This is a genomic window from Phnomibacter sp. (genome assembly GCF_036803085.1).
GTDB lineage: Bacteria > Bacteroidota > Bacteroidia > Chitinophagales > Chitinophagaceae > Phnomibacter.
Window position 1 is genome coordinate 213,915 of sequence record NZ_DAIRUZ010000001.1, and the last position, 24,255, is coordinate 238,169.

At 46.2% G+C, this 24,255-nt stretch carries 20 protein-coding genes; 15 read left to right on the top strand and 5 right to left on the bottom strand.

Going from position 1 to position 24,255, the window contains the following annotated elements:
* Positions 1-14: 14 nt before the first annotated feature.
* The 8 genes from nhaA (at position 15) to V7Q13_RS00920 (ending at position 11,625) form a co-directional block, all read left to right on the top strand.
* Positions 15-1,220 carry a Na+/H+ antiporter NhaA gene (nhaA, locus tag V7Q13_RS00885; protein WP_333798790.1) on the top strand — a complete coding sequence of 402 codons (1,206 nt, stop codon included), beginning with the start codon at positions 15-17 and terminating at the stop codon, positions 1,218-1,220.
* 73 nt (positions 1,221-1,293) lie between these two features.
* A complete protein-coding gene (locus V7Q13_RS00890; RefSeq protein WP_333798791.1) occupies positions 1,294-2,040 on the top strand; it encodes a DeoR/GlpR family DNA-binding transcription regulator in 747 nt (248 codons plus the stop codon).
* Between the two features lie 223 nt (positions 2,041-2,263).
* A complete protein-coding gene (locus V7Q13_RS00895) occupies positions 2,264-5,395 on the top strand; it encodes a SusC/RagA family TonB-linked outer membrane protein (RefSeq protein WP_333798792.1) in 3,132 nt (1,043 codons plus the stop codon).
* A 21-nt stretch (positions 5,396-5,416) separates the two neighbouring features.
* Complete coding sequence (locus V7Q13_RS00900; RefSeq protein WP_333798793.1) at positions 5,417-7,087, top strand: SusD/RagB family nutrient-binding outer membrane lipoprotein; 1,671 nt, start codon at positions 5,417-5,419, stop codon at positions 7,085-7,087.
* 24 nt (positions 7,088-7,111) lie between these two features.
* Entirely contained in the window at positions 7,112-7,906 is a 795-nt protein-coding gene (locus tag V7Q13_RS00905) for a DUF4397 domain-containing protein (RefSeq protein WP_333798794.1), read from the top strand.
* A gap of 72 nt (positions 7,907-7,978) precedes the next feature.
* Positions 7,979-10,489, top strand: coding sequence for a hypothetical protein (locus tag V7Q13_RS00910; RefSeq protein ID WP_333798795.1), 2,511 nt, complete (start codon positions 7,979-7,981; stop codon positions 10,487-10,489).
* Positions 10,490-10,526: 37 nt separating this feature from the next.
* Positions 10,527-11,123, top strand: a complete 597-nt coding sequence (locus tag V7Q13_RS00915) for a TrmH family RNA methyltransferase (protein ID WP_333798796.1) — start codon at positions 10,527-10,529, stop codon at positions 11,121-11,123.
* 82 nt (positions 11,124-11,205) lie between these two features.
* A complete protein-coding gene (locus V7Q13_RS00920) occupies positions 11,206-11,625 on the top strand; it encodes a TlpA family protein disulfide reductase (protein WP_333798797.1) in 420 nt (139 codons plus the stop codon).
* A 62-nt stretch (positions 11,626-11,687) separates the two neighbouring features.
* Here V7Q13_RS00920 and V7Q13_RS00925 read toward each other — a convergent pair whose 3' ends face one another.
* The 3 genes from V7Q13_RS00925 to V7Q13_RS00935 all read right to left on the bottom strand — a co-directional run bounded on the left by V7Q13_RS00925 (position 11,688) and on the right by V7Q13_RS00935 (position 15,877).
* Complete coding sequence (locus V7Q13_RS00925; RefSeq protein ID WP_333798798.1) at positions 11,688-12,539, bottom strand: ChaN family lipoprotein; 852 nt, start codon at positions 12,537-12,539, stop codon at positions 11,688-11,690.
* A gap of 70 nt (positions 12,540-12,609) precedes the next feature.
* The gene (locus V7Q13_RS00930; RefSeq protein ID WP_333798799.1) at positions 12,610-15,342 is read right to left on the bottom strand and encodes an FtsK/SpoIIIE family DNA translocase; all 2,733 of its coding nucleotides are present in this window, start codon (positions 15,340-15,342) and stop codon (positions 12,610-12,612) included.
* Between the two features lie 127 nt (positions 15,343-15,469).
* Positions 15,470-15,877, bottom strand: coding sequence for a hypothetical protein (locus tag V7Q13_RS00935; protein WP_333798800.1), 408 nt, complete (start codon positions 15,875-15,877; stop codon positions 15,470-15,472).
* Positions 15,878-15,995: 118 nt separating this feature from the next.
* Between V7Q13_RS00935 and V7Q13_RS00940 the strand changes: the two genes are divergently transcribed.
* The 6 genes from V7Q13_RS00940 to hutG all read left to right on the top strand — a co-directional run bounded on the left by V7Q13_RS00940 (position 15,996) and on the right by hutG (position 22,125).
* On the top strand, positions 15,996-16,787 hold the full coding sequence (locus V7Q13_RS00940) for a DUF3822 family protein (protein ID WP_333798801.1): 792 nt from the start codon (positions 15,996-15,998) through the stop codon (positions 16,785-16,787).
* Positions 16,784-17,326 carry an RsmD family RNA methyltransferase gene (locus tag V7Q13_RS00945; protein WP_157477871.1) on the top strand — a complete coding sequence of 181 codons (543 nt, stop codon included), beginning with the start codon at positions 16,784-16,786 and terminating at the stop codon, positions 17,324-17,326. The genes V7Q13_RS00940 and V7Q13_RS00945 overlap by 4 nt, the downstream gene beginning before the upstream one ends.
* Before the next feature lie 6 nt (positions 17,327-17,332).
* On the top strand, positions 17,333-17,902 hold the full coding sequence (locus tag V7Q13_RS00950; RefSeq protein ID WP_333798802.1) for a 5-formyltetrahydrofolate cyclo-ligase: 570 nt from the start codon (positions 17,333-17,335) through the stop codon (positions 17,900-17,902).
* Positions 17,892-18,977, top strand: a complete 1,086-nt coding sequence (gene lpxK, locus V7Q13_RS00955) for a tetraacyldisaccharide 4'-kinase (RefSeq protein ID WP_333798803.1) — start codon at positions 17,892-17,894, stop codon at positions 18,975-18,977. Before V7Q13_RS00950 ends, lpxK begins: the two co-directional genes overlap by 11 nt.
* Positions 18,970-21,045 carry a ribonuclease R gene (gene rnr, locus V7Q13_RS00960; protein ID WP_333798804.1) on the top strand — a complete coding sequence of 692 codons (2,076 nt, stop codon included), beginning with the start codon at positions 18,970-18,972 and terminating at the stop codon, positions 21,043-21,045. The genes lpxK and rnr overlap by 8 nt, the downstream gene beginning before the upstream one ends.
* 81 nt (positions 21,046-21,126) lie before the next feature.
* On the top strand, positions 21,127-22,125 hold the full coding sequence (gene hutG, locus V7Q13_RS00965; RefSeq protein ID WP_333798805.1) for a formimidoylglutamase: 999 nt from the start codon (positions 21,127-21,129) through the stop codon (positions 22,123-22,125).
* On the opposite strand, the gene V7Q13_RS00970 is transcribed toward hutG, so the two are convergent.
* Positions 22,122-22,541, bottom strand: coding sequence for an acyl-CoA thioesterase (locus V7Q13_RS00970; RefSeq protein ID WP_333798806.1), 420 nt, complete (start codon positions 22,539-22,541; stop codon positions 22,122-22,124). The genes hutG and V7Q13_RS00970 overlap by 4 nt on opposite strands.
* A gap of 3 nt (positions 22,542-22,544) precedes the next feature.
* Positions 22,545-23,291, bottom strand: a complete 747-nt coding sequence (locus V7Q13_RS00975; RefSeq protein ID WP_333798807.1) for a class I SAM-dependent methyltransferase — start codon at positions 23,289-23,291, stop codon at positions 22,545-22,547.
* Between the two features lie 213 nt (positions 23,292-23,504).
* Here V7Q13_RS00975 and V7Q13_RS00980 point away from each other — a divergent pair, with 213 nt between their 5' ends.
* The gene (locus V7Q13_RS00980) at positions 23,505-24,206 is read left to right on the top strand and encodes a hypothetical protein (RefSeq protein ID WP_333798808.1); all 702 of its coding nucleotides are present in this window, start codon (positions 23,505-23,507) and stop codon (positions 24,204-24,206) included.
* Positions 24,207-24,255: the final 49 nt, after the last annotated feature.

Genomic DNA, 24,255 nt, shown 5'->3' on the forward strand with positions numbered 1-24,255 from the left:
AAAAATTTCAGCGTATGCCTGTGCTGTTTTTGAAAAGACGATTCATAAATTATTTGCAAGAGTTTATACATGATAGCAGGGCTATAGGCATCATTTTGTTGGTGAATACCGTACTTGCTCTAGCCTTGGCTAACTCTCCGTGGGGCCAGTCTTTTTTGGATGCACTGCATACGGAGTTCGGTTTTCTGCATCATTGGCATTTGCCTCATTCTGCTTTGCATATTATTAATGATGGGCTGATGGCTGTTTTCTTTTTTCTGGTGGGTATGGAAATAAAAAGAGAACTGCTGTTTGGCGAAATGTCATCTGTAAAAAAAGCGGTGTTACCCATAGGTGCGGCCATCGGCGGCATGCTCATTCCAGCTGTATTTTATTTGTTGTTTAATAAGGGTACGATGTACCAAAACGGTTGGGGCGTACCCACCGCTACCGATATTGCTTTTTCATTGGGAGTGGCCAGTATGTTAGGATCCCGCTTTCCGGTAGCACTAAAAATATTTTTGACTGCCCTTGCCATTATAGATGATTTGGGTGCCATTTTGGTAATTGCTTTTTTTTATGGCGGATCTATCAATGGCATCTATTTATTGCTGGCAGCTTTTGTGATGTTGCTATTGTATTTTATGAATCGAAGAAAAATGCCTTTCGGCGTTCTTCATATACTGCTAGGCCTGTTCCTGTGGTATTTCATTTTTAACTCAGGCATTCATTCCACCATAGCAGGAGTACTTTTTGCCTTTATGATTCCCGGTAAGCAGCTGCCCGCCCTTGAAATGAAAATGCACAACCCGGTCAATTTTTTCATTCTCCCGGTGTTTGCGTTGGCCAATACAGCTATAGTAGTAAACACCGGTATGATAGCCGATGCCATGCATAGCACCATGAGTTTGGGCATAATGGTTGGCTTGGTATTGGGCAAACCAGTAGGCATATTGCTGGCATGCTGGCTAATGGTGCAAAAGCGGGTGGCCCGACTGCCCAAGAACATTGGATGGTTTCATATTGTAGGGGCCGGCATTTTGGCGGGGATCGGATTTACCATGTCCATTTTTATTACAGCATTGGCATTTACTAATAATGCCGATCAGCAAATTGGGAAAATTGCCATTTTAGCCGCTGCACTTCTTAGTGTCTTGCTGGCGTTCTTTTGGTTTACCAATCCCTGGCTCAAAAAGTTGTTTCAGCAAAAAGAACCAGCACCTCTTAAGAAGGCCGCCTAAACCAATATTTTTTGGACGATGACAACAACCCATTGTCAAAATCCTATATTTATGCAGGTTTATGCAGGTTTTTATGCTCAAACAAGAACGACACGCTTTTATCATTCAGCAACTGAACGTACACAACCGGGTGTATAGTACCGATTTGCAAACACGCCTCGATGTATCAGAAGATACCATTCGCCGCGACCTCCAAGAGTTGGCTGAAGATGGCTTGTTGATAAAAGTGCATGGTGGTGCGGTGTCGAAAAGTTTTCATTTTACACTTTCTAACAACAATGTTTACGCCTCAAAGGCCAAGCAGGATATTGCCCGGAAAGCTTGCCACCTCATTGCCAACGATATGGTTGTGCTACTTACGGGAGGCACCACTATTCGTGAAATGGTTAATGAGCTGTCGCCCATGCTCAAAGCTACCTTCATTACCCCCAGTATTCCGATTGCGCTGGAGCTGATGAATCACCCCCGTGTGGATGTGATATTTATTGGTAATCAATTGAATAAGAACGCTCAAATGGCAACAGGAGCTGAGGTTGTGAAAATGTTGTCGACCATAAGGGCCGACCTTTGCTTTTTGGGTACCAACGCTATTGAGGCAGGTGTTGGCATTACCGAAAGTTCCTGGGAAGTAGTGGAAGTAAAAAGAGCCATGATTAAAGCGACCGATAAGCTTGTTTCGATGGTGATTGCCGAAAAATTGAATACGATTCAGCCCATGCAGGTATGTGGTATCGGAGAAATTGATACCCTCATAACTGAACTGGCACCGGATGATGAATTGCTTGCTCCTTACCACAATAAAGGCCTGAGTTTATTGTAAGCGAAGTGTAACAGCTGATTTCGCCACACATGGAATAGTTGTTAACAGTTGATTAAAATAAAATGGTCAATGGTTTGGATGCAATATAACTTACGTCTATTTTTATGCGGCTTTTTGCGGTTTTTTCAAGAAACCCCAAAATGTTGCCAATTTAGAATAATAGCGAGAGCTAAATGTTAACCCGAACGCCAGCAATGCTGGTAGAACTAACTAAAAACTGCTTATGAGAAGGATTCAGCTATTGGTGCTGCTTTCCGGTCTGTTATTGACCGGCCTGTTTGCGGTAGCACAATCACCACAGTACTCCGGTACAGTTTTAGCCGATGATGATGGTAGCGCCTTGGTAGGTGTTACAGTAACCAATCTGGCTAACAGTAAAAGAACCCAAACCAACAAAGCCGGCTATTTTGCCCTCGAAGCTTCAAAGGGCCAGGTGTTGCGTTTCAGCTACATTGGGTATGCAACCAAAGAAGTGCCGTTAAGTGATGATCGGGTGATTAGTGTACGAATGGTACCTAATGAAAAAGATTTGGAAAACGTAGTAGTTACCGGTTATGGTCAGGTACGTAGTAAAAAGGAACTTTCTTATCAGGCACCAGTAGTGAAAGGTGAGGAGATTGCCGCTACCCGCCGCGACAACTTTCTCAATGCACTCAACGGTCGGGTACCCGGCCTTACAGTAACTTCTACCAGTGGTTTGCCCGGTGCTAGTGCTCAAATCATTCTGCGTGGTGCTACCTCTATTGGTGGTAACAACCAACCGCTGTTTGTGGTAGATGGTGTGCCTTTGGACAATTCTACACTGAACCAGGAATCGCTGATTGCTGCCAGTAACGCCAACGCCGTTGGTTTTGCCAACAGAAACAGTGACTACACTAACCGTATTGCGGATTTGAACCCCGAAGACATTGAGAACGTAACCATCCTGAAGGGACCCGAAGCCACTGCTTTGTATGGTTCTGATGGTGCATCTGGCGCTATTGTAATTACTACCAAAAAGGGTGGTACAGGCCGGGTTCGGGTAAACTTCGACAACTCTTATCGTTTTGATGAAGTGTACCGCTTCCCTCAAATTCAGCAGCAGTATGCCCGTGGTACCAATGGTATCTTCGATCCTACGGCTTATTCAGCTACTTATGGTTTCCGTTACTTCGGACCAGAGTACCCTGCCAATACAAAGTTTTACAACAACATCAAAGACTTCTTCCAGCGTGGTTTCTCTCAGCAGTACAATCTGGGTGTTGAAGCAGGTACCGACCAGTCAAGTTTCCGCTTTTCTACAGGGTATGTAAGTAGTGATGGTGTAGTGCCAAACACCGGCTATGAGCGTCTTACCTTCCGTTTGTCTGGTTCTACCAAGCTCGGAAAGAAAGTGAACCTGTCGTCTTCTTGGGCTTATATCCTGAGCACAAACGACAAAGTTCCTAAAGGTGCTGGTTCATACTACAATACACTCATTACCTGGCCTCAAGATGATGATGCAAGTCAGTACATAAACCCTGATGGTTCTCGTAAAACAGTGCGGGCCATTACCAACCTGGCTACTGAGTTTGATAACCCTTATTGGGATGTAAACAAAAACAGAAGTCAGGACCGTACCGACCGTTTGACAGGTAACGTGAACATGAATGCTCAGCTGACCAAATGGCTCACTATGAATACCATTGTAGGTCTCGATCATTTTGCCACCGAGGGTAATTATGTTACTCACCCACAGTCTCGATATGGTTTTGCTACCAAGGGTTTCCTTTCTTCTTACGTGCAAAATTTCCGCAACATCAACGGTACTTTCCGTTTGACCATGAAGAAGAACATTGGCAAGATTATCAGCAATACATTCAGCCTTTCCGGTTATGCTGAAAGCAGCCGCCGTACCATTAATGCACAACGTGGTGAACAATTTTATGAGCCCAATTTTGTGTCTATCAACAATACGGCACCGCTTACACGTGATGCTAAGTTGACACAGGAAGAAATTCGTAAGGTTCGCTTTTTTGCCAACTATACTTTTGGTTACAAAGACCTCCTGTTCCTGAACTTCTCAGGTGTTCGTGAAGGTATCTCAACCCTGTCTTCTCGCTTGTACAACAATCAACCATTCTACAATTATGGTAGTGCTTCTGCAAGCTTTGTGTTCAGCGATTTGGATTTCTTCGAACCTGCTAAAGACTGGTTATCTTATGGTAAACTCCGGGTGTCTTATGCCACTACCGGTAAAGGCCCCATTGTTCCTTACCGTATCGACCCTCAGTTTACAGTAGCAACTACAACAGGTGGTGGATTCGCTTATGATGTATTTGCCAGCAACCGCAACCTGAAGCCTGAGTTTTCCAGAAACCTTGAAGTAGGTGGTGAATTCCAGTTTTTCAAAAAGCGCATTACCCTCGATGTTGCCTATTACCTCATCAACAGTAAAGACCAGATTGTAGCCAACCGCCTGAGCTATGGTACAGGTGGTGTACTCAAGTATATCAACGGTGGTGAAGTAGAAAATAAGGGTATTGAAATTCAGCTGAAAGCCACGCCCGTTAGAAAGAAGAACTTTGTGTGGAATACCATTGTCAACTTCGATCGCAACCGCGGTATCGTTAAGAAAATGCCTGCTGACCTGCCTCTGTATTATGATTCCGATACCTGGTTGTTTGGCAACGTACGTTCTCAGGTTTCTGTGGGTACATCTATCACCAACCTGGTGGGTTACAACTTCCAGCGCAACAACCAGGGTCAGTTGCTGATTAACCCAACTACAGGTTTGCCTTTGGTATTGTCTACTTACGAAACTATTGGCGACCGTACGCCTGATTTCAAAATTGGATTTATCAACACCTTTACTCTGTTTAAAAACTGGGATCTGAGCTTCAACATCGATATACGCAAAGGTGGCGATGTATTCAACGGAAACGAAGCTATGATGGTGTTAACAGGTACCAGTATGAAAACACTTGATCGCCTGCAGCCCCGTATTATCAATGGTGTGTTGGCCGATGGATTACAGAACTCAGAAACACCTACCAAAAACACCATTTCTATAACACCTTACTACCGCAACGATTACTACGATGTAGCATTTGCTGAAGCTGATTTTATAGAAGAAGTAAACTGGGTAAGACTTCGTGATTTGACACTTTCTTACAACTTGTCCGACAAGTTTTTGAAGCGTCAAAAAGTATTCCGTACCGGTTCAGTTTTTGTAACCGCTACTGATTTGTTCCTGATTACTAACTACAGTGGTATGGATCCAAATGTGAACGGCCTGAATGCTGCTACCTCTCGTGGTGTAGGTGGTGCCGGTATCGACTACGGTGCTATTCCCACTCCCAGAGGTATCAACTTCGGTATCAGGGCTTCTTTCTAAATCATTTCAAAAGACTACTTTATGAAGAAAAAGACACTAAATATTGCACTGGTGACTTTGATGCTGGTAGGGACTGTAGGTTGCAAAAAGTTTCTTGATGTAAACACCGACCCCGATACCACTCAGGCACCCTCTAATAGCTCTGTAATGCCTGCCATGCTGGCTGGTATTCCCAGGGGCGTACAATACGATGCCCGCTACGTAGGCAAATACATTCAAAACTGGTTGGCTGTCGCCAACGGCAACAACGATACATGGGACCGCCATGGCTACGTTGCTTCCAGCGATGCCTCCGGTGATATCTGGCGCCAAACCTATTTTGGTTTGGGTGGCAACCTGGAGTACATGATTAAAAACGGCCTCAACAAAAACGAACTCGATTATGTAGGTGCGGCTTACGCATTGAAAGCATTGATGTTCCAAATGGCGGCCGATTATCATGGCATGATTATCTATCGTCAGGCATTTGAAGAAGGACGTTATTATTTTGAATTTGACGATCAGGATGTAGTGTATCGTGGTGTTGATTCTCTTTGCCGTCTTGCTATCGATAATCTTACCAAAGCAGCCACGGGTAATATTACGCTTGGCCGTGGTGATATTGTGTACAGTGGCAACCTCGACAAGTGGAAGAAATTTACCTATGCTATCATGGCAAAAAACTTCCACCGCTATAGCCTCAAAGCAGATTATAAGGCAGATTCTGTAATTAAGTATTGCGATTTGGCAATGACCTCCGTGGAAGATGATTTTGTAGTGCCATTCGACGGTACCAAAAACGACGACACCAACTTCTTCGGTACCTACCGCGATAACCTTGGTTCATTCCGTCAGAGCAACTTTATTGTGAAGTTGTTGGATGGAACAACAATGACAGGAAGTTCTGCAGGCCCCAATCGTGACCCTCGTTTGCGTCATATGCTCAGTGCATCGCAGGATACCACAAATGGTAATGGTGGTTTCAGAGGTGTAGATCCAGGTTTGGGGGATCCTTTCAGTGCTCTTACCGGTACTTATGCAGTAGGTTCTGCCAACTGGGTAAATGCTCGTAAGCGTGTTGCAGTTCCTTGGGCTGACAGCTTGTATGTAAACCCAAGTGTTGCTGTCTTCTCTACACAGTATGGTAAATATCTCTTCCGCGATAAAGCGGTAATGCCGGTAATTTGCTATCCTGAAATTCAGTTCATCAAAGCTGAAGCTGCTTTTAGAAAAGGGGATAAGAACCTGGCCTATACCGCTTATCTGGCTGGTATCAATGGTCACTTCGATTTCATCAACCGTAGCTACTCATCTGTCCGTGGCAACTCCAACATCTTTAACGGTAGTGCTATTACAGCTGCGCAACGTTCAGCTTATCTGGCGTCACCCAATGTAAAAAGCGCAGCAGGCTCACTCAATATTTCTGACATCATGCAGCAGAAGTACATTGCCTTGTGGGGCTGGGGTTGGGTTGAAACATGGGTTGACCTCCGTCGTTTCCACTACACTGATTTAGATCCTGAAACTGGTGAACAGGTGTACAAAAACTTCACCCTGCCTGTAAGTTACTTTGCCAATAACCTGAACAAGCCTGTACAGCGGGTTCGTCCTCGTTTCAACTCAGAATATGTATGGAACCTTGAGGAACTAAAGAAATACGGTGGAGATAAAGCAGATTATCATACATATGAAGTATGGTTCAGCAAACCCTAATTAATCAACTGAAAAAAAGAAACTATGCGCAATAATCTTTTCATGCTCCTTCTGGCAGCAGTTGGCTTTGCAGGGTTGGTTTCCTGTGAGAAAAATAGCTTTGCGGCAAAAGACAACATCTTTGTAGAAGGAAAGTCTAAGCTAAAAATCAACTTTTTTTCCAGCTATCAAAGCAACCCCTCTTTCCATATCAAAATTGATGGAATACGTGTGAGTAATTTGTTGACCTATGCCACGCCATTCCCAGGCGGCGGTCTCAATACCGGTGGTGGTAGTTATGCCGATTACCTTTCTGTAGAGCCAGGTACACATAAGGTAACCATTGCCCGTCCTTTCACGGGTACTAACGGCGATTCTGTAGAACTGGCCAGCGCCACCATTAGTATTGCTGCAGATAAAGTGTACTCTTTGTACCTGGCAGATACTGCTGCTAATACAATTTCAGTATTGGCTGAAGACAATCTGAATTCACCTGACTCAGGTTTCTGCCGCTATCGCTTCATCAACCTGATGCCAGACTTGCCTGAGGTGGATCTCTACTTTGGTACAGGTGCTACATCTACTACGTCTACAAAAGTGGCTGGACCGGTAAAGTACAAGGAGCTCAGTGATTATTTTAATGTGGCCCTCAACTCCGGTAGCGTTTGGTCTATTCGCCCTGCAGGTGCCGCTGCTACAACCACTGCACTCACCAGCTACACCAGCACCAGTTCGGTAGTTAACCAACGTGTATTTACGATTAGTACCCGTGGGTACAACGCAATCACTACTTCTACGGACCCCCGCAGACGATTGGTGAGCCTGATTTATAACCGTTAATCTTGTAGAAATTTCAAAAAACTCCGGTAGCTTGTACCGGAGTTTTTTTATGTCTGTTTTATCTCAATGAGTATGAAAAGGTCTGCCACACTACAACGTTTGCTGATTTCTCTCAGCCTTATTTGCAGCTGCTTTGCAGCATTGTCACAAACAATTGATTACAAACAAGTGCTCGACAATTGGAAGAAAGATTATCCGCAGGAAAAAGTGTTTCTGCAAACGGATAAAGCGCATTACCTGCCTGGCGAAGTTATTTTCATGAAAGCGTGGTGTAGTGTTGACGGCGAGCCCAGTTTTTTGAGTCGCATAATATATGTAGATCTGGTTAATGAAAAGGGAGAAGTAATAGCCAAGAATATGTACAAGCTGGATAGCTTGAGTAGCACTGGCGCCGATATTGAACTTCCCAAGAACATTGCATCAGGAAAGTATAATATCAATGCCTATACCTTATGGATGCTCAATTTTCCGGAGTTTGTCGCTTCCAAACCTATTTACATTTATGCGGATGATTTTTTGGAAAAACAACAGCAATCGAAGGCAGTCGCTAAAATTCAATTGCATTTTTTTCCGGAAGGAGGCCAATGGGTAGCAGGTGCTGCGGGTAGAATGGCATTTAAAGCCACCAACGAAAAAGGATTGCCTGTAGCGGTGAAAGCTATAGTGAAAAATGCCAATGGATCTCGCAGCTATAGCCTCGATGCCTGGCACGACGGTATGGGAATGTTTGAATACGAGGCACCACAGTTAGGTGAAAAGTATGTGGCGGAAGTAATGAGTACTTCCGGGCAACTGTTGCAGTTTCCGCTGCCTGCTGTTCAGCCATTCGGCATCAGTATGCGGTTGGAAAATGATCAGCCTGGAAAGTTGTTTGTGCTATTGGAAGCCCCTGCAATGGTAACAGATAGTTTGAAGAAAATACAAGTGGTTGCACAAATACACGGGCAGGTTTGTTTCAGGGCCTGGCTCAATGTGGCGGAAGGCGAAATGGCTGTACCCATCAGTAAAAAATATCTGCCACCGGGTATTGTGCAAGTCACCTTATTTGATGCCATCAATCGCCCGTTGGCCGAAAGATTAGCCTTTATCGGCGGAGTAGCATATCAACAGGCTTTGGTAAATACAGATAGTGTTCATCTCAAAGCAAGAGCAAAAAGTATGGTCAGTTTTAAAATGCCACTACAAGAGGCCAGATCGATATCAGTGCTGGTTACAGATGGCGATTTACACAAAGACAGTCGCGATGAAACGATTGTGTCTTCTTTGATACTCACCAGCGATATCAAAGGTTATGTGCACAATCCGGGGCAATACATCACTGATACTGCTGCCACCGCCGCCGCCAAAATTGATTTACTCATGATGACGAATGGCTGGCGCAGATTTGTGTGGAAAGAATTGCTGACTGGTCAATTTCCTGCTATCCGTTACCCTGTAGAAACCGGCATTGCACTGATGGGTGAAATGACCAAAAGTGACCGCAAAGAAGCAGTGACGGATGGCTATGTTTCTTTCATCATTAAAAACAAAGATTCGGCATCTATTTTGGCAGAAGCAGGCGTTACAGACAAAGGACAATTTTTGCTGAATAACCTGGACCTGAATGGCAAAACGCAAGTAGCGTACATGGGTACCAACAGGAAAAAAGAAGGATTTATAGTAGATGTTAAACTGAAGCCCCGCTTTATTGATACGCTAAAGCGAAGCTCCCGTTTACCACTCGTATCATTTGATACAGCCGACCTGCGTAATCGTAGCAGTGCATGGGCCAATTATTTGCAGGCCAAAGTAAACCTGCTGGATACGCCTTCTTTTAATGGATTTAATTTTCTGGGCAATGTGGTAGTGAAAGCAAGAAAATTGTCGCCAACCGATTCATTGAACAATGAGTATACGACAGGTCCTTTTGCCATGGGACAAAGTGTGAATCCTGAAGACATGAAGAACTACAGAACAGTATGGCAGGTGCTGCAGGCCAGTCTGCCCGGTATTACTGTAGAAGGCGATTTCTTTAATCCTACTGTTTTCTTCAATCGTTTTCAGGGATTAAACATGTTTAGTTCCAATAACAGTAATTCGGCCAACATCATTGCCGGCTCTAATGGTGAAGAAGTAAACATGTTGCTGGAGAGCAATGGCATCGCCTATTTTTTAAACGAAGTGAACGTAAGTAAAGATGTCATCAATACGCTCAACCCCAATGAAGTTGCCCTTATCAAGGTGCTGAAAAACGAAGGTGCCATGCTGGGCGCATCAGCAGGTGTATTGGCATTTTATACCAAGAACAATGCAGTAAATGCCACAGATGCGATTTACCAGAAAAATTACACCCGTACCACTATTCAGGGTTATGCTGCGGTTAGAGAGTTTTATATGCCTGATTATATTGCAATGCCCGGATTGAATAGTATGTCAACTGATAGCCGCTATACCCTCTATTGGAGTAGCAAGCTGCAGCCGGGTAAAGACGGCACCTATCGCTTCCAGTATTTTCACAACGATATCAGTAAAAAAATCAAGCTCATCATACAAGGAATCACAGCCAGTGGGCAATTGATTTATACAGAAAAAATTGTAGAGTAAGTTTGTGGTCTGATATCAGTACGAAAGTTCGCAAACCATGTCGCCAGAACGCTCCGAAAAACTCAATGCAGTATTAGACAAGCGTCAGCCCGATCTGACGGTTATTTTAGAAAACGTATTTGATCCGCATAACGTAAGCGCAGTGATGCGTACTTGCGATTGCGTAGGCATACAAGAAATCTTTGTGCTCAATACGAAGATTGCACGGCATAAAAACTGGGGATTCAAAAGCAGCCGCAGTGCCAGCAAATGGGTGACTGTGCATCAGTTTGAAGATTTTGATGCTTGCATGCAAATGGTGCGAAGCCGCTATAGCAAAATCATCACCGCCCATTTGGCCGATGATGCAACAGATTTGTACAGCATAGATTTTACCCCATCGATGGCAGTGGTGTTTGGCAATGAACAACATGGTTGTACACCTGAAATGATTGCAGCATCCGATGGCCATTTACGCATTCCGCAGGTGGGTATCATTCAGTCGCTCAACATTTCAGTCGCCTGTGCCGTTACTATTTACGAAGCCTTCCGCCAAAAGCGAGACGCCGGACATTACAACCAAGCGAAACTTACGCTGGAGCAACGGCATCTGCTGGAGCTGGAATGGAAAATGAAATATGAAAGAGGAGCGTAGTATGTTGACCAAGCGAATAGTCATACTTCTACTTTGTATTTGTGCAGCAGTGAATATTACTGCTGCGCAAACGATTCGTGCTATGAAAATGCCTGAGCTTGTACAACACTACAAGCAGGCTAAGGGCATACTGGTAGTGAATTTCTGGAGCACCTGGTGCCCGCCCTGTATTGAAGAAATACCACATTTTATAGATATTACTAACCAATACAAAAAGGATAGTGTGCAGCTGTGGCTGGTCAGTCAGGATACAAAAAAACTGTACGAAAGCGGTGCATTGCAACAATACGTACAACAGAAAAAATGGAAAGCCAATATGCTATGGCTGAATGAAACAAACGCCGACTATTACTGCCCACTTCTTGATGCCCGCTGGAGTGGTGCTATACCGGCCACCGTTATCATCAGGCCATCAACAGGCTACTATGAGTTTTACGAAGAATCGCTTTCAAAAGAAGCATTGCGAAGTGCTATTCAAAAAGCGATAAATTCGGTAAAGTAAGGTTGGAAAGTTGACATAAAACATACCTCGTACTTCTCACTTATTACCTCGTCCTTCTTACCTCAGTATGTTCTGGTCATATCCTCGTCTACCACAATAATAAAATCGGCCTTGCCCAGGTGTTCTTTTTCGAGCCGGGCAAGGTCTTTTTGTGTAACGGTACTAATGGTGCCAATGCGCAGACCAGGCCGGCTTTGTTTCAGATACCAGTTGATGCTTTCATAATTGTCGCTATGGTAGGCGCCATTGTAGTGAATGAAAGGCACGCCGGGCTGCAGGTGTTGCAAAATGAAATACGCCATCGTTGCATCTTTTACGGCTTGTGCTTTGGGCAGGTTGCTGCTGCCATGGCCACCCATCATTTGCAACATGTTTTTGTAGCAGGGCAATAAAGAATCATATGCCACCGGCAATGGCATCATCCAGGTTTTGGCTTCTGCCGAAATGGTGTCCAACACTTCAAATCCTCCCTTGGCTACCATGCTGGCGTAGCGCCGCGGAATATTGGTGGCAATAAAAACGTAGTTTTTTTCCTTGGCATATTTTACCAGTGGCGCATAATCGGTGGGATAATTTTTCCAAAGCCGTGCATTACTGTCAAGCCCTTTGGACGACAACTTTCCCGCTAAAAAAGCATTGAGGGCTTGCTGATTGTCGGCTTCAAACATTTCGGCACCCAGTGTAATTTGTTGCTGATCGCCAAGGCTGCGTGTCAGCTCCAGTTGCAACCAATGCGATATGGGATTGTCGTGGTATTCGCCAAACAAAATCACTTCTTGTTGCTGCATGGCTTTTACCACATCGCCCCATTTGGCTTTTTTGCCCTTAGCAGTAAAAATTTGATACGCAGCCAGCGTTTGTGCCGACAATTGTGCGGTCATAAAAAATGCAGCAATACAAAGTACGATACGCATAAGCAATGGTTTCATGAAGCTTTCAAAGCGGCATGAATATAAAACTTTGCGCAGTAGGGGAGAGGAAGCTTTAAAAATTCTCGAGAATTTGTTCCAGTTCGTGTTCGGTTTTTACCAATACTTCACGGGCTTTGCTGCCTTGGTTGGCACCTACAATGCCTGCAGCTTCCAATTGATCCATCAGCCGACCGGCACGGTTGTAGCCCAGCTTCATGCGGCGTTGGATTAGGCTGGTGCTACCCATTTGGTTTTGTACAATCAAGCGGGCTGCATCGGCAAACAATACATCCCGGTCGCTCAGGTCGAAGTCGCGGCCTTCCTGTTCTTTTTCATCTACATATTCGGGCAGCAGGAAGGCATCGGGGTAGCCTCGTTGGGTGCCAATAAATTCACACACTTTCTCTACCTCGGGTGTATCAACAAACGCACATTGCAAACGAATGAGTTCGCCATTGTGGCTAATGAGCATGTCGCCCTTGCCAATGAGCTGCTCAGCACCGCCTGCATCGAGGATGGTACGGCTGTCAATTTTCGAACTCACTTTAAAAGCAATACGGCTCGGGAAGTTGGCCTTGATGGTACCGGTAATGATATTGACCGAAGGACGCTGCGTAGCAATGATGAGGTGAATACCCACAGCACGGGCCAGCTGCGCCAATCGGGCAATCGGCATTTCCACTTCTTTGCCGGCAGTCATAATGAGGTCGGCAAATTCATCTACCACCAACACAATAAACGGCAGGTACTGATGTCCTTTTTGCGGATTGAGTTTGCGTTTGATGAACTTCTCGTTGTACTCTTTGATATTGCGTACATGGGCCTCTTTCAGCAGGTCGTAGCGGTTGTCCATTTCAATACACAAAGCGTTGAGTGTATTGATTACTTTTTTGGTATCGGTGATGATGCTTTCATCTTCACCGGGCAGTTTGGCCAAAAAGTGTTTTTCGATGACGCGGTACAAACTCAGTTCTACCTTCTTCGGATCGACCAGTACAAACTTGAGTTGCGAAGGATGTTTTTTGTACAACAAACTAACGAGTACTGTATTGATGCCGACCGATTTACCCTGGCCGGTAGCACCAGCCATCAGCAAGTGCGGCATGCTGGCAAGGTCGGCTACGAAATGCTCGTTGGCAATGGTTTTGCCAATGGCAATGGGCAGGCTGTATTTGTTGTTGAGATACTTGTCGCTGCTCAGCAGGCTTTTCATGCTTACCACATTCTTCCGCACATTGGGTACTTCAATACCAATGGTACCCTTACCCGGAATGGGTGCAATGATGCGGATGCCCAATGCTGCGAGACTCAACGCAATATCATCTTCCAGATTTTTGATGCGGCTGATGCGGACACCCGGCGCCGGCACAATTTCATAGAGTGTTACAGTAGGACCTACCGTTGCAGAAATCCGCTGAATGGTGATGTCGTAATTCTTGAGGGTGCCGATGATCTGATTCTTATTTTGCTCCAGTTCTTCGGGGTCGGCAATTACTTTTTCGCTGCCATGTGTATCGAGCAAATCAAGACCGGGAAACTTGTAGCCTTTCAAATCCAGAGCAGGATCGTAGGGCTCTAAATCCTGCGTAATTTCAGGAATGCTGCCGGTTGCATTGGCCACCATTTCGTCAATGTCTTCTTCTTCGTCCAGATCGTTGTTCAGCTCCAGTTCCAAATCGCTTTTGGGCAGTTGATTGGGCAGTATTTCACGAACGGCGATGGGCGTAATTTTTTTAGGTTGAACGGGTTCTGGTTCCGGTTCTGAATCCGCTACAGGTGCTGGTGGATTGGGCTTGGGCGGAAGTGCTACCGCTATGGTTTCTACCGATTCATCGGTCTCCATTACATCCAGCGCATTCACCGGGTCTTCATTCACCGGCGTTGATGGTTGGGGCAAAACCACGGCAATACCATCACCATCCATGCTGTTGCCATTGGCCGCCACCGGCTGGTTGGTCAGCGGATTAATTTCTTCGGGTACAAATACCTGCATGGCAGGCGTTTTACCTTCAGCATACAAGTCGTTGATGCTTTTGCCCGAAGGAATGGGCGTTGGCTGAAAACGGGCATCACTTTGTGCAGCAGGCGATTCTGGAATGGTTGTTTCTTCCACTGCTTCCGGCACCACTGCAGCTACCGCTTCGGGTTTGGTGAGGTTGGCTTCGGCATCGGTGGAACCGGATTTTTCCAAACGCTTAGGCAGTTTGAAAACAGGATTGACCCGCCAAATAAACCAACTGAAACCAGCTACAAACAACAGCAAACCGGTGCCGGCTTTACCCATCAGGTTGCTCAGGTAATTGCTGCAAAATTCACCCACGGCACCGCCATAGCTAAAGCCGCTGTCGGGCAGCGCAAAAGCCAGTGCTACGCTAAAAAACACCAGCCCGGTGAATGTGTACTTCACATTGCGCCAAACAGAAAAAAGTTTTTTACCAAAAATGAGGTTGACACCCGCTACAAACGGCAACGTGCACAGCAGAAAGGCAGCCAGTCCAAAACCTTTGTAAATGAGGGTGTGGCCCGTCCACGCACCGAGGCGGCCCAGCATATTGTCAACCTGTAAATTGTCTGCAAACAAAAAGTCGGCGCCTGCTTTGAATACCTTGTCCTGATCTTCCTGCCAGGTAAAGCAATAGGAGCCAAGCGCAATGAGCAATAGAATACTTAGCACCAGCAGGCTGAACCCGCTGATTTTGTGGGTGCGTTCATCTTTCACCACTTCCTGCACACTCACGGTTTGCTCTTTTTCTTGCTTCAGTCCGGGGGTGCTGGTTTCCTTCTTTTGCTTTGCTTTTACTGCCATTGTACCAAAGATAAATGCCGCCCAAATGTAGCGGCTAATACAAGAAACCCACGGGGTGGGGATTTATTGCAGCCCTAACAACAGCCGATTGGTCCCGATGTGTATAACTAACGATAAAATCGGTGGATTATTTGGCCTTTCGCTGCCATTCGAGTCCTTCCAACAGCAGCAACGCCAGCGCCGCTACTGCCATCAGGTACAAGCCCAACTGCGGCTGACCGCTGAATTGTTTGTCTGCCAACTCGGGCATTTGCCACAACCGAACCATGCGCAGCAAGGCAAAAGCCAGCAGCAATAGACCGCTAATAATGCCCGGCCAAACGAGCCATTGCTGTTTTTTAAGTTGCCAAATCCACTGCAGGGAAATGAGCACTACAGCTACACCAACCATGGCCCAGGCCGACTGCTGGAAATACATAGCCACAGTATGGGTTTCGCCATTCAGGCGGATGCTTTCGGCGGGTATGAACAGGCTAATGAGCAACAACAAATAGCTGCCCAACAACCAACGACGATGTGTAGAAATGGCATTCATGAACTGCAAAGATGCGGGAAGCCGGCTTTGCGCTGCACAGAATTGCACACAGGTTGATAGCACAAGTGAATGCCGTGCGGCAAAAAACTTTAGGTTTGCTGCAATGGTTGCTAAATCAATGGATATCGGAACACATGCACTGCTGCCTTACGAGGCGCACAACCGTCAGCTGCTGCTGGAGTGGTCGCCGCTGCACTTGCATGTATTACTCTTCAACAACAATACGGCCTCGGTAGAAGCCCTCGAATCGTTTAGCGGAAGCATTGATGACGAGGACGAATGGGATGTGCTGTTGGGCCAAAGCAAACTGCTGCAATTGCACGATGTAGCCGTGAAGCTGGTGGCTGCGGCGCCACGTTTTTTGCCCTGCCCGCTGGAAGTGCTTGATAACGACCGCTGCAAACAAGAACTCGATTTGCTGTTGGGGGCTGTCTTGTGGCAGCATACCAGCTCCGATATTTTGCAACACCGCGACATGGCGGTGATTTGGCAAATGCCTGAATTGTTGCTGCAAAGAATGCGCAAACATTTTCAGGTAATGCAGGTGCAACATGTGCAGTCGATGCTCTTGCAACGACCTGTAGCTAAGGGCACCATTGGTCAACTGCTGCTGGCGCCACAACAATGTATGCTGCAATTGCAACAAGATGGCCGGTTGATTTTTGCGGCTTGCCTGCCGGTATTGAATGCTGATGATTTGGCGTATCGATTGTTGCAGGTTTGTCAGCAATACGGGCCCGATGCGGCCGATGTACAATGGCAATGCTCGGGTTTGATAGCCACCGATGCCGACCTGTACATTGCTCTGCAGAAATATCTCCAGCAGTTTCAGTTGCAAACAACCGAAGTGTCGATGCCGGCAGAAGCCACCACACATTATTTTGCTCACCTCTTAGCATTTGTGTCATGAGAATTATTGGAGGAGAATGGGGAGGACGAAAAATTCATCCGCCAACCAAAATGCCTTACACCAGGCCTACTACAGATATTGCCAAAGAAGGCCTGTTCAATATTTTGCAAAATCAGGTTGATTTTGAAGGAGCAAAAACACTCGATTTGTTTGGCGGCACCGGTGCCATTTCGTACGAACTCATCAGCCGTGGCGCTACCGATAGCACCATTGTAGAAAAAGATGTGCAGATGTATCAGTTCATCAGCGACAACCTGAAAAAACTGGGTGCACCTCCGGTAAAAATGTTTCGCCTGGATGTGTTCAAATTTTTGGAAACCTGTACCGAACAATACGATTTCATTTTTGCAGGCCCGCCGTATGCACTCACTACCATCGATGATATACCACGCATCATCATCGATAGAAAACTGATTGCACCGGATGGCGTATTTGTGCTGGAGCATACGCCCCGCAACAATTACGAGCAGTATGCGGGTTTTGTAAAACAGCGCAACTACGGTACCACCGTTTTTTCATTTTTTGAAAGAGTAGACTAACCGCACATGACTAAAGCCAGCATTCGCAAAAGCTATACGGCGCAACGCCAGGCGTTGACCACCGAAGCCATGCACGAAATGCTGACGCCCATGTTGCACCAGTTTTTATCCTTGTCGTTGCCAGCGCCTGCTATGTACATGAGCTACCGCAGCATGGACAATCGTCATGAGGTACCCGTGCATTATTTTGAATCGGTACTGAGCGATGAAGTGGCGGGCATACAATTCTGTTATCCCCGCATCCAAATGGCCGATGGTAGCATGGATGCTATTGCCGATGATGATGCTGTGCAGTGGGAAGAAACCGTGTTTGGTTTGGAAGAACCGGTGGAAGGCAATATTGTTTCGCCGGAAAAAATTGATGTAGTGCTGGTGCCCATGCTGGCTTTTGATACCTGTGGTTTTCGGGTGGGCTATGGCAAAGGATTTTATGACCGTTTTTTAACACGCTGTAAGAAGGATGTGTTAACAATCGGGCTCAGTTGGTTTCCGCCAGTTGAGAGCATTGACGATATCCATGCTAATGATGTACCTTTAAAATATTGTATCACGCCGCAACGGATCTATGCATTTTAATTTTTACCTGTTACGTGGTCTCCGGTTATTGTTGTTCCCTTTTTCATTTGTAATGGCGCTGGTGGTGATGCTGCGCAACAAGCTCTACGACTGGAATTTTTTCAAAACAACATCGTTCAATCTGCCACTCATTTGTGTGGGCAATGTGAGTGTAGGTGGTACGGGCAAAAGCCCCATGACCGAAATGCTGATTGGCTGGCTGCAGGAAGATTTTCAGCTGGCCACTTTGAGCCGTGGATACAAAAGAAAAACGAAAGGCTACCTGCTGGCAGGCGAGGGTACCACTGCATTGGAAATAGGCGATGAACCTATGCAGTTTCATCAGAAGTTTCCGCATGTAGCCGTGGCTGTGGGTGAGGAACGTATTGTAGCTGTACCGCAATTGCTGCAAGACCGTCCCGATACCAATGTGATTATTTTAGATGATGCATTTCAGCACAGAGCCATTAGTGCAGGCCTCAATATTTTGCTGACTGATTATAGCAATCCATATTGGTACGATTGGTTTTTGCCGAGCGGCGATTTGCGGGATGAACGCCGCAGTGCACAACGGGCACAGATAATCGTCGTTACCAAATGCCCGCCGGATATGGGCCCTACGGAAAAGCAAAAAATCATTCAGCGTATTAAACCCTTGACGCATCAGCAAGTGTTTTTTACCTGCTTGCAATATGCTACACCGTACCATATTCTCACGGCCGAAACTAAAGCGCTGCCTGTAGAAGCCGCGGTGTTGTTGGTGTGTGGTATTGCCAATCCGGTGCCACTCAAAAAACATTTGGAAAAACATGTAGCCGAGTATCATCAGCTCAGTTACAGCGATCATCATATTTTCAGCATTGATGATTTGCGGGAGATGGAAAAACGCTTCACTCAGCTGGAGCATAACGAAAAGCTATTGCTGACAACAGAAAAGGATGCGGTTCGCCTCCTCAAGTTTGGCGACGAATTGAAACGACTGCCCTTGTACGTGCAGCCCGTGCAGCATCAGGTGTTGTTTGGCGAAGCTGATTTATTTAAAAAAGCCGTGGTAGACTTTGTGCTGCATTTCGGCAAAACACAAACACATGCATAAGAAAGATCAACATAAAAAGAAGTCATTCAATGAAGAAGTGGCTGGCACACTCGACATCACTCGTTCGGGTTTAGGATTTGTGATTACAGGTAAAGGTGATGGCGATATTTTGGTTCGCCCCAACGATTTCAACCGGGCCTTTCATGGCGATAAAGTAAGGGTACGCATTACCCGCGGCGGCTTTTGTGGCGGCAAGCGGGAGGGCAAAGTGGTGGCCGTAGTACAACGCAAGTTGTCGCAATACATGGGCACGTTGAAAGGCCATGCGGGCCGATGGTTTTTTATGCCCGACAGCGACCGGCCCATGCCCAATTTTGTAGTAGAAGAGGAACCCGATTTTGAAGTAAAAGATGATATGAAAGTGATTGCAGCGTTTGTACGTTGGGATCATGATGACCGCAGACCCATCGCCCGGATTATTGAGGAAGTAGCCATGCACGACCTCAACGATGTGGCCATGAAAGACATCCTGATGGAGAATGGTTTTCCATTGCAGTTTAGCGAAGATGCGATGGAAGAAGCAGCCCGCATGAACGACCATATTACTGCTGCTGATTTGGCAAAACGCAAAGATTTCCGTGATGTATTTACCGTAACCATCGACCCGGTGGATGCAAGAGATTTTGATGATGCATTGAGCATTCGCCCCATCAGCAATGGCTTGTATGAAGTGGGTGTGCACATTGCCGATGTCAGTCATTTTGTAACGGAAGGCAGCAAGCTCGACGAAGAAGCCTACCAACGGGCTACGAGTGTGTATTTACCCGACAGGGTGAATCCCATGCTGCCCGAACGTATCAGCAATGAGCTGTGTTCACTGCGGCCGCATGAAGACAAGTTTACTTTTTCGGCGGTGTTTACCATCACGGAAAAAGGCGTGGTAAAGGACCACTGGTTGGGCAGAACACTGATTCACTCCAACCATCGTTTTACCTACGAAGAAGTGCAGGATATTATCGAAACAAAAGAAGGATTGCACAGCGAGGAAATTTTGATTTTAAATACGATGGCCCGCAAGCTGCGGCAAGACCGGTTTGATAAAGGGGCCATCAATTTCAGTTCGCAGGAAGTGCGGTTTAAACTTGATGAAACAGGTGCTCCCATTGGCATAGTGGTAAAAGAAAGCAAGGAGTCGCACCAACTGATTGAAGAGTTTATGCTGCTGGCCAACCGTACCGTGGCCGAAGTAGTGGGCAAAATAAAAGTGGGTGATAAAGCATTGCCTTTTCCATATCGTGTACACGACCAACCCGATGAAGAAAAGCTCATGCCTTTCATCGCCTTTGCCCGCAAGTTTGGCTACACTTTCGATACAAAAGATGCTGACGCCATTGCCTACTCTTTCAACGAAATGCTGAAGGCTGCGCAAGGCACACCACAGCAACATGTGCTGGAGCAATTGGGCATTCGCACCATGGCCAAAGCCATTTACACCAAAGAAAACATTGGTCACTACGGGCTGGGTTTTGAATACTACTGCCATTTTACTTCACCCATTCGCCGCTACCCCGATGTATTGGTGCACCGCATTTTGCAGCAGGTGCTCGATCATCAGTTGCAGCCCGATAAAAAGCTGGAAGAAAAATGCAAACACTGCAGCGAAAGGGAACGTGCTGCTATGGATTGCGAACGCAATGCCAACAAGTACAAACAAGTTGAATACCTCGGTCAATACATTGGTGAAGAATTTGATGCAGTCATCAGTGGTGTTTCTACGTTTGGTTTTTGGGCCGAAACCGTGGCACATAAATGCGAGGGTTTGGTGAGCATCAAAGACCTGAGCGACCACGATGATTTCCGGTTGATTGAATCTGATTACAGTTTGGTAGGTCTGCGAACGGGCCGCAAGTTCCGCATGGGCGATGGGGTACACATCAAAGTGATAGCCGCCAATCTGGAAAAACGCCAGCTGGATTTTGAATGGGTAAAAGGCAGCGCCGTTATCAGCAATCCTGATGCCGTGATGATGCCGCCTATGCCAGCGAAGAAAGCTGCGGCCAAAAAGAAAGCCGTTTCCGCCAAAGCACCCATACCAAAAGACCTGCTGAAAAAGCGCCGCAAGAAGTAGCAAATTTTATTCGTTGATTGATGCATTTGACTGCAGGATGTTTCAACGGTTGGGCGTACCTTTAAAAGAATCCCAACCGTTATGGCTATCTATCTACATTCCGATGCGGCAATATGGCGTGGCCGCGTTGATGGCGACGAACCCGATGTGCTTCGCTGGCATCAAATTATGCATTGCATCAATCTGGAGACCGATGCACTACCGGTGATTGGCAGCAAGCATCAGGGTGTTGCTTTTATTGGCTTTTGCAGTGATGAAGGAGTGCGGCGTAATGAAGGCCGGGTGGGTGCCATGCAGGCGCCGCGTTTCATTCGTGAAGCCTGCAAAAATTTTCCATTGATAGCCTCGCATATTGTGCTGGCCGATGTCGGCGATATTGTGTGTGATGACGGCGATTTGGAAACCGCACAACAAGCACTCGGCAAGCTGGTAGCACAAGTAAAAGCAGCTAATTATTTACCCATAGTATTGGGTGGCGGCCACGAAACAGCCTGGGCCAATTTCCTCGGTATTCAACCCGATAAACCCAAGCAGGAAATGGGCGTTATCAATTTTGATGCGCATTTCGATTTGCGCCAGCCTGGCGAAAAAGGCATTAGTTCCGGCACCGGTTTTTGGCAAATGCTGCAATGGTGTCGCGAAACAAAACATCCATTTCATTATCTCGTATTGGGCATTCAGCAGTACAGTAATACAAAGCGGTTATTTACCACGGCCGATGATGCCGGCTGCCGGTATTTTTTAGCAGAGCAATTCACCAACGATCAGTTGGAAGACATCATCACGGCCATCAACGGCGTGATAGCCAACAGCGATGTGCTGCAACTCAGCATCGATCTGGATGTATTTGCGGCTTGCCATGCACCGGGTGTAAGTGCCCAATCTTTCAATGGTATTGCGCCCAACAGCATGTTCAAGCGGTTGCTGCGGCATATCATTTTGAGCGGCAAGGTAGCCTCGGTAGATATTGCAGAAGTAAACCCTGCCTACGATATTGACAACCGCACGGCTAGGTTGGCCGCTGCACTCATTTTTGATATGGTGCAGGCTGCTGATATGAATGCAGAATATCCGGGTTAATGAGCGGTTTCAAAAAATGGTTGTAATACCGTCACTAACGCATCCGGCATTTGGATGGGGCGCATGGTTTTGGCATCTACAAAATAGAGGGTAATGTCGCTCATGGTGCAACGTTCGCCAGCTTCGTTGTGAATCTCTCCGTGAAAAGTAATCTTCTTGCCAATGGGCCATTCTTTTACCGTAACAGATACGGTAATCAATTCATCGTACCGGATGGGTTTGCGGTAGTGAATGTGCATGTCACTCACGGGCATCATTACGCCCATCGCTTCTAATTCTTTGTAGGTAAAACCCAACTGCCGGATGGCTTCCGTACGGGCTATTTCAAAAAACTGAGCATAGTTGCCATAGTATACCACGCCCATTTGGTCGGTAAGGGCATAGTGAATGCGGATTTGGGTACTGTGCGTATACATAAGTTAGAAGCGTATTTTTTTGGCCAGAATAATCATACGGGGCGAGTGGCGAACATCGTAAGCGCCAAGGTTGTAATCGCCAAACACTTCGGTGATTTGCATGCCCTGAAAAGCCAGCATGTCAGTAAAATCACCCAGCGAAAACTTGGCCACTTTTTCGGTGTACACATGCGGCTCAGTAAAGTCGTCGTGTTCTACTTCAATCTTTTTGTAAAAATGGGTTTCATCCATCCATTTGGTGACATGAAAATTGTAGCCGTTCAGAGTAGTATCCGACTGGTATTGGAAATGATCTTCGGCATAATGCACGTTGAGAAAATCAATCACCAATGTGCCGTTCATTTTGATGGATTGTGCAATAGTCCGCAATGCAGCATCGTGTTCACGCCGGGTGTTAAAGTAGCCGAAGCTGGTAAAAAAGTTGAAAGCGTAATCGAAGTAATTGATCCAGAAAGGCTGGCGCATATCGTGTACAAAAAACTGCAACTGATCATGTGCCTGTTGGTTGGCTGCAGCAATGGATTGTGCCGAAATATCAATGCCGGTTACATCAAAACCTTGTTGTGACAGTTGCAGGCTGTGCCGGCCTTTGCCGCAGGCCACATCCAGCATTTTGCTACCGGCTGCAGGTTGCAAATATTGCAACAGCCGGTTGATGAAAGCGGCGGCTTCCTGTGCATCTCGTTGAAAATATAACTGATGATAATAAGGCGTATCGAACCAGTCATCAAACCATTCTTTGGCGGCCATGCTGAAGTGTCATTTGGGACGCAAACCTACTGAATTGGTGCATTGGCCGACTGCTTATTCTCCATTGCGTAAACAAGGCTATCCTTTTTTGTTTTTGCATTGTATATTGAAACCTCTTGGTGCAAAAGGCTGATGAAACTGTTTTGGCAATGGTCGAACGGCAAAGCACGATGCACCTGGCCTGCTAATTTTACAATCTAAAACACAACACTTATGAAGAAGGTATTGCTACCCCTCATGCTCATTTTTTCAGCAGTAACGGCCATGGCCCAAACCGCTGACGAAATCATCGACAAACACATTGCGGCCATCGGCGGCAAGGAAAAATGGCTCAAGGTAAAATCGGTACAAATGGAAGGTACTGTGAATGTAATGGGTCGCGAAGTTGGTGTAAAAGTGACCAATGTGCACAATATAGGTTCACGCCAGGATATTTCTGTAGCCGGTATGACAGGCTACGCCATTGTTACTCCTACCAATGGCTGGCAGTTCATGCCTTTTCAGGGCCAAACCAAACCCGAACCATTGCCTGCCGATGCTGTAAAAGCCAGCCTGGACGACCTCGATTTACAGGGCAATTTTATTGACTACAAAGCCAAGGGCCACACTGTTGAGTACCTGGGTACAGAAGATATTGAAGGAACTGAGTGCCACAAGCTGAAAGTAACCCGTAAGAACAGCGGCGATCAAACAGTATTTATCGACGCTGAAACTTTTTATGTGATTCGTACGAGTACGAAGATTAACATGAACGGTCAGGAAATTGAAACCAAAACCGATATGAGCGACTACCGCGATGTAAATGGCATCAAGCTAGCATTTTCTATTACCCAGCCTTTTGGTACTGTAGTAATGACCAGTGTGAAAGTAAATGAATCGGTGGACGAAAAAATCTTTGCTGATCCTACTAAATAATTCATCTCCTCATTCATTGAGATAAATAGAGCCACTCATTCATTGCCGC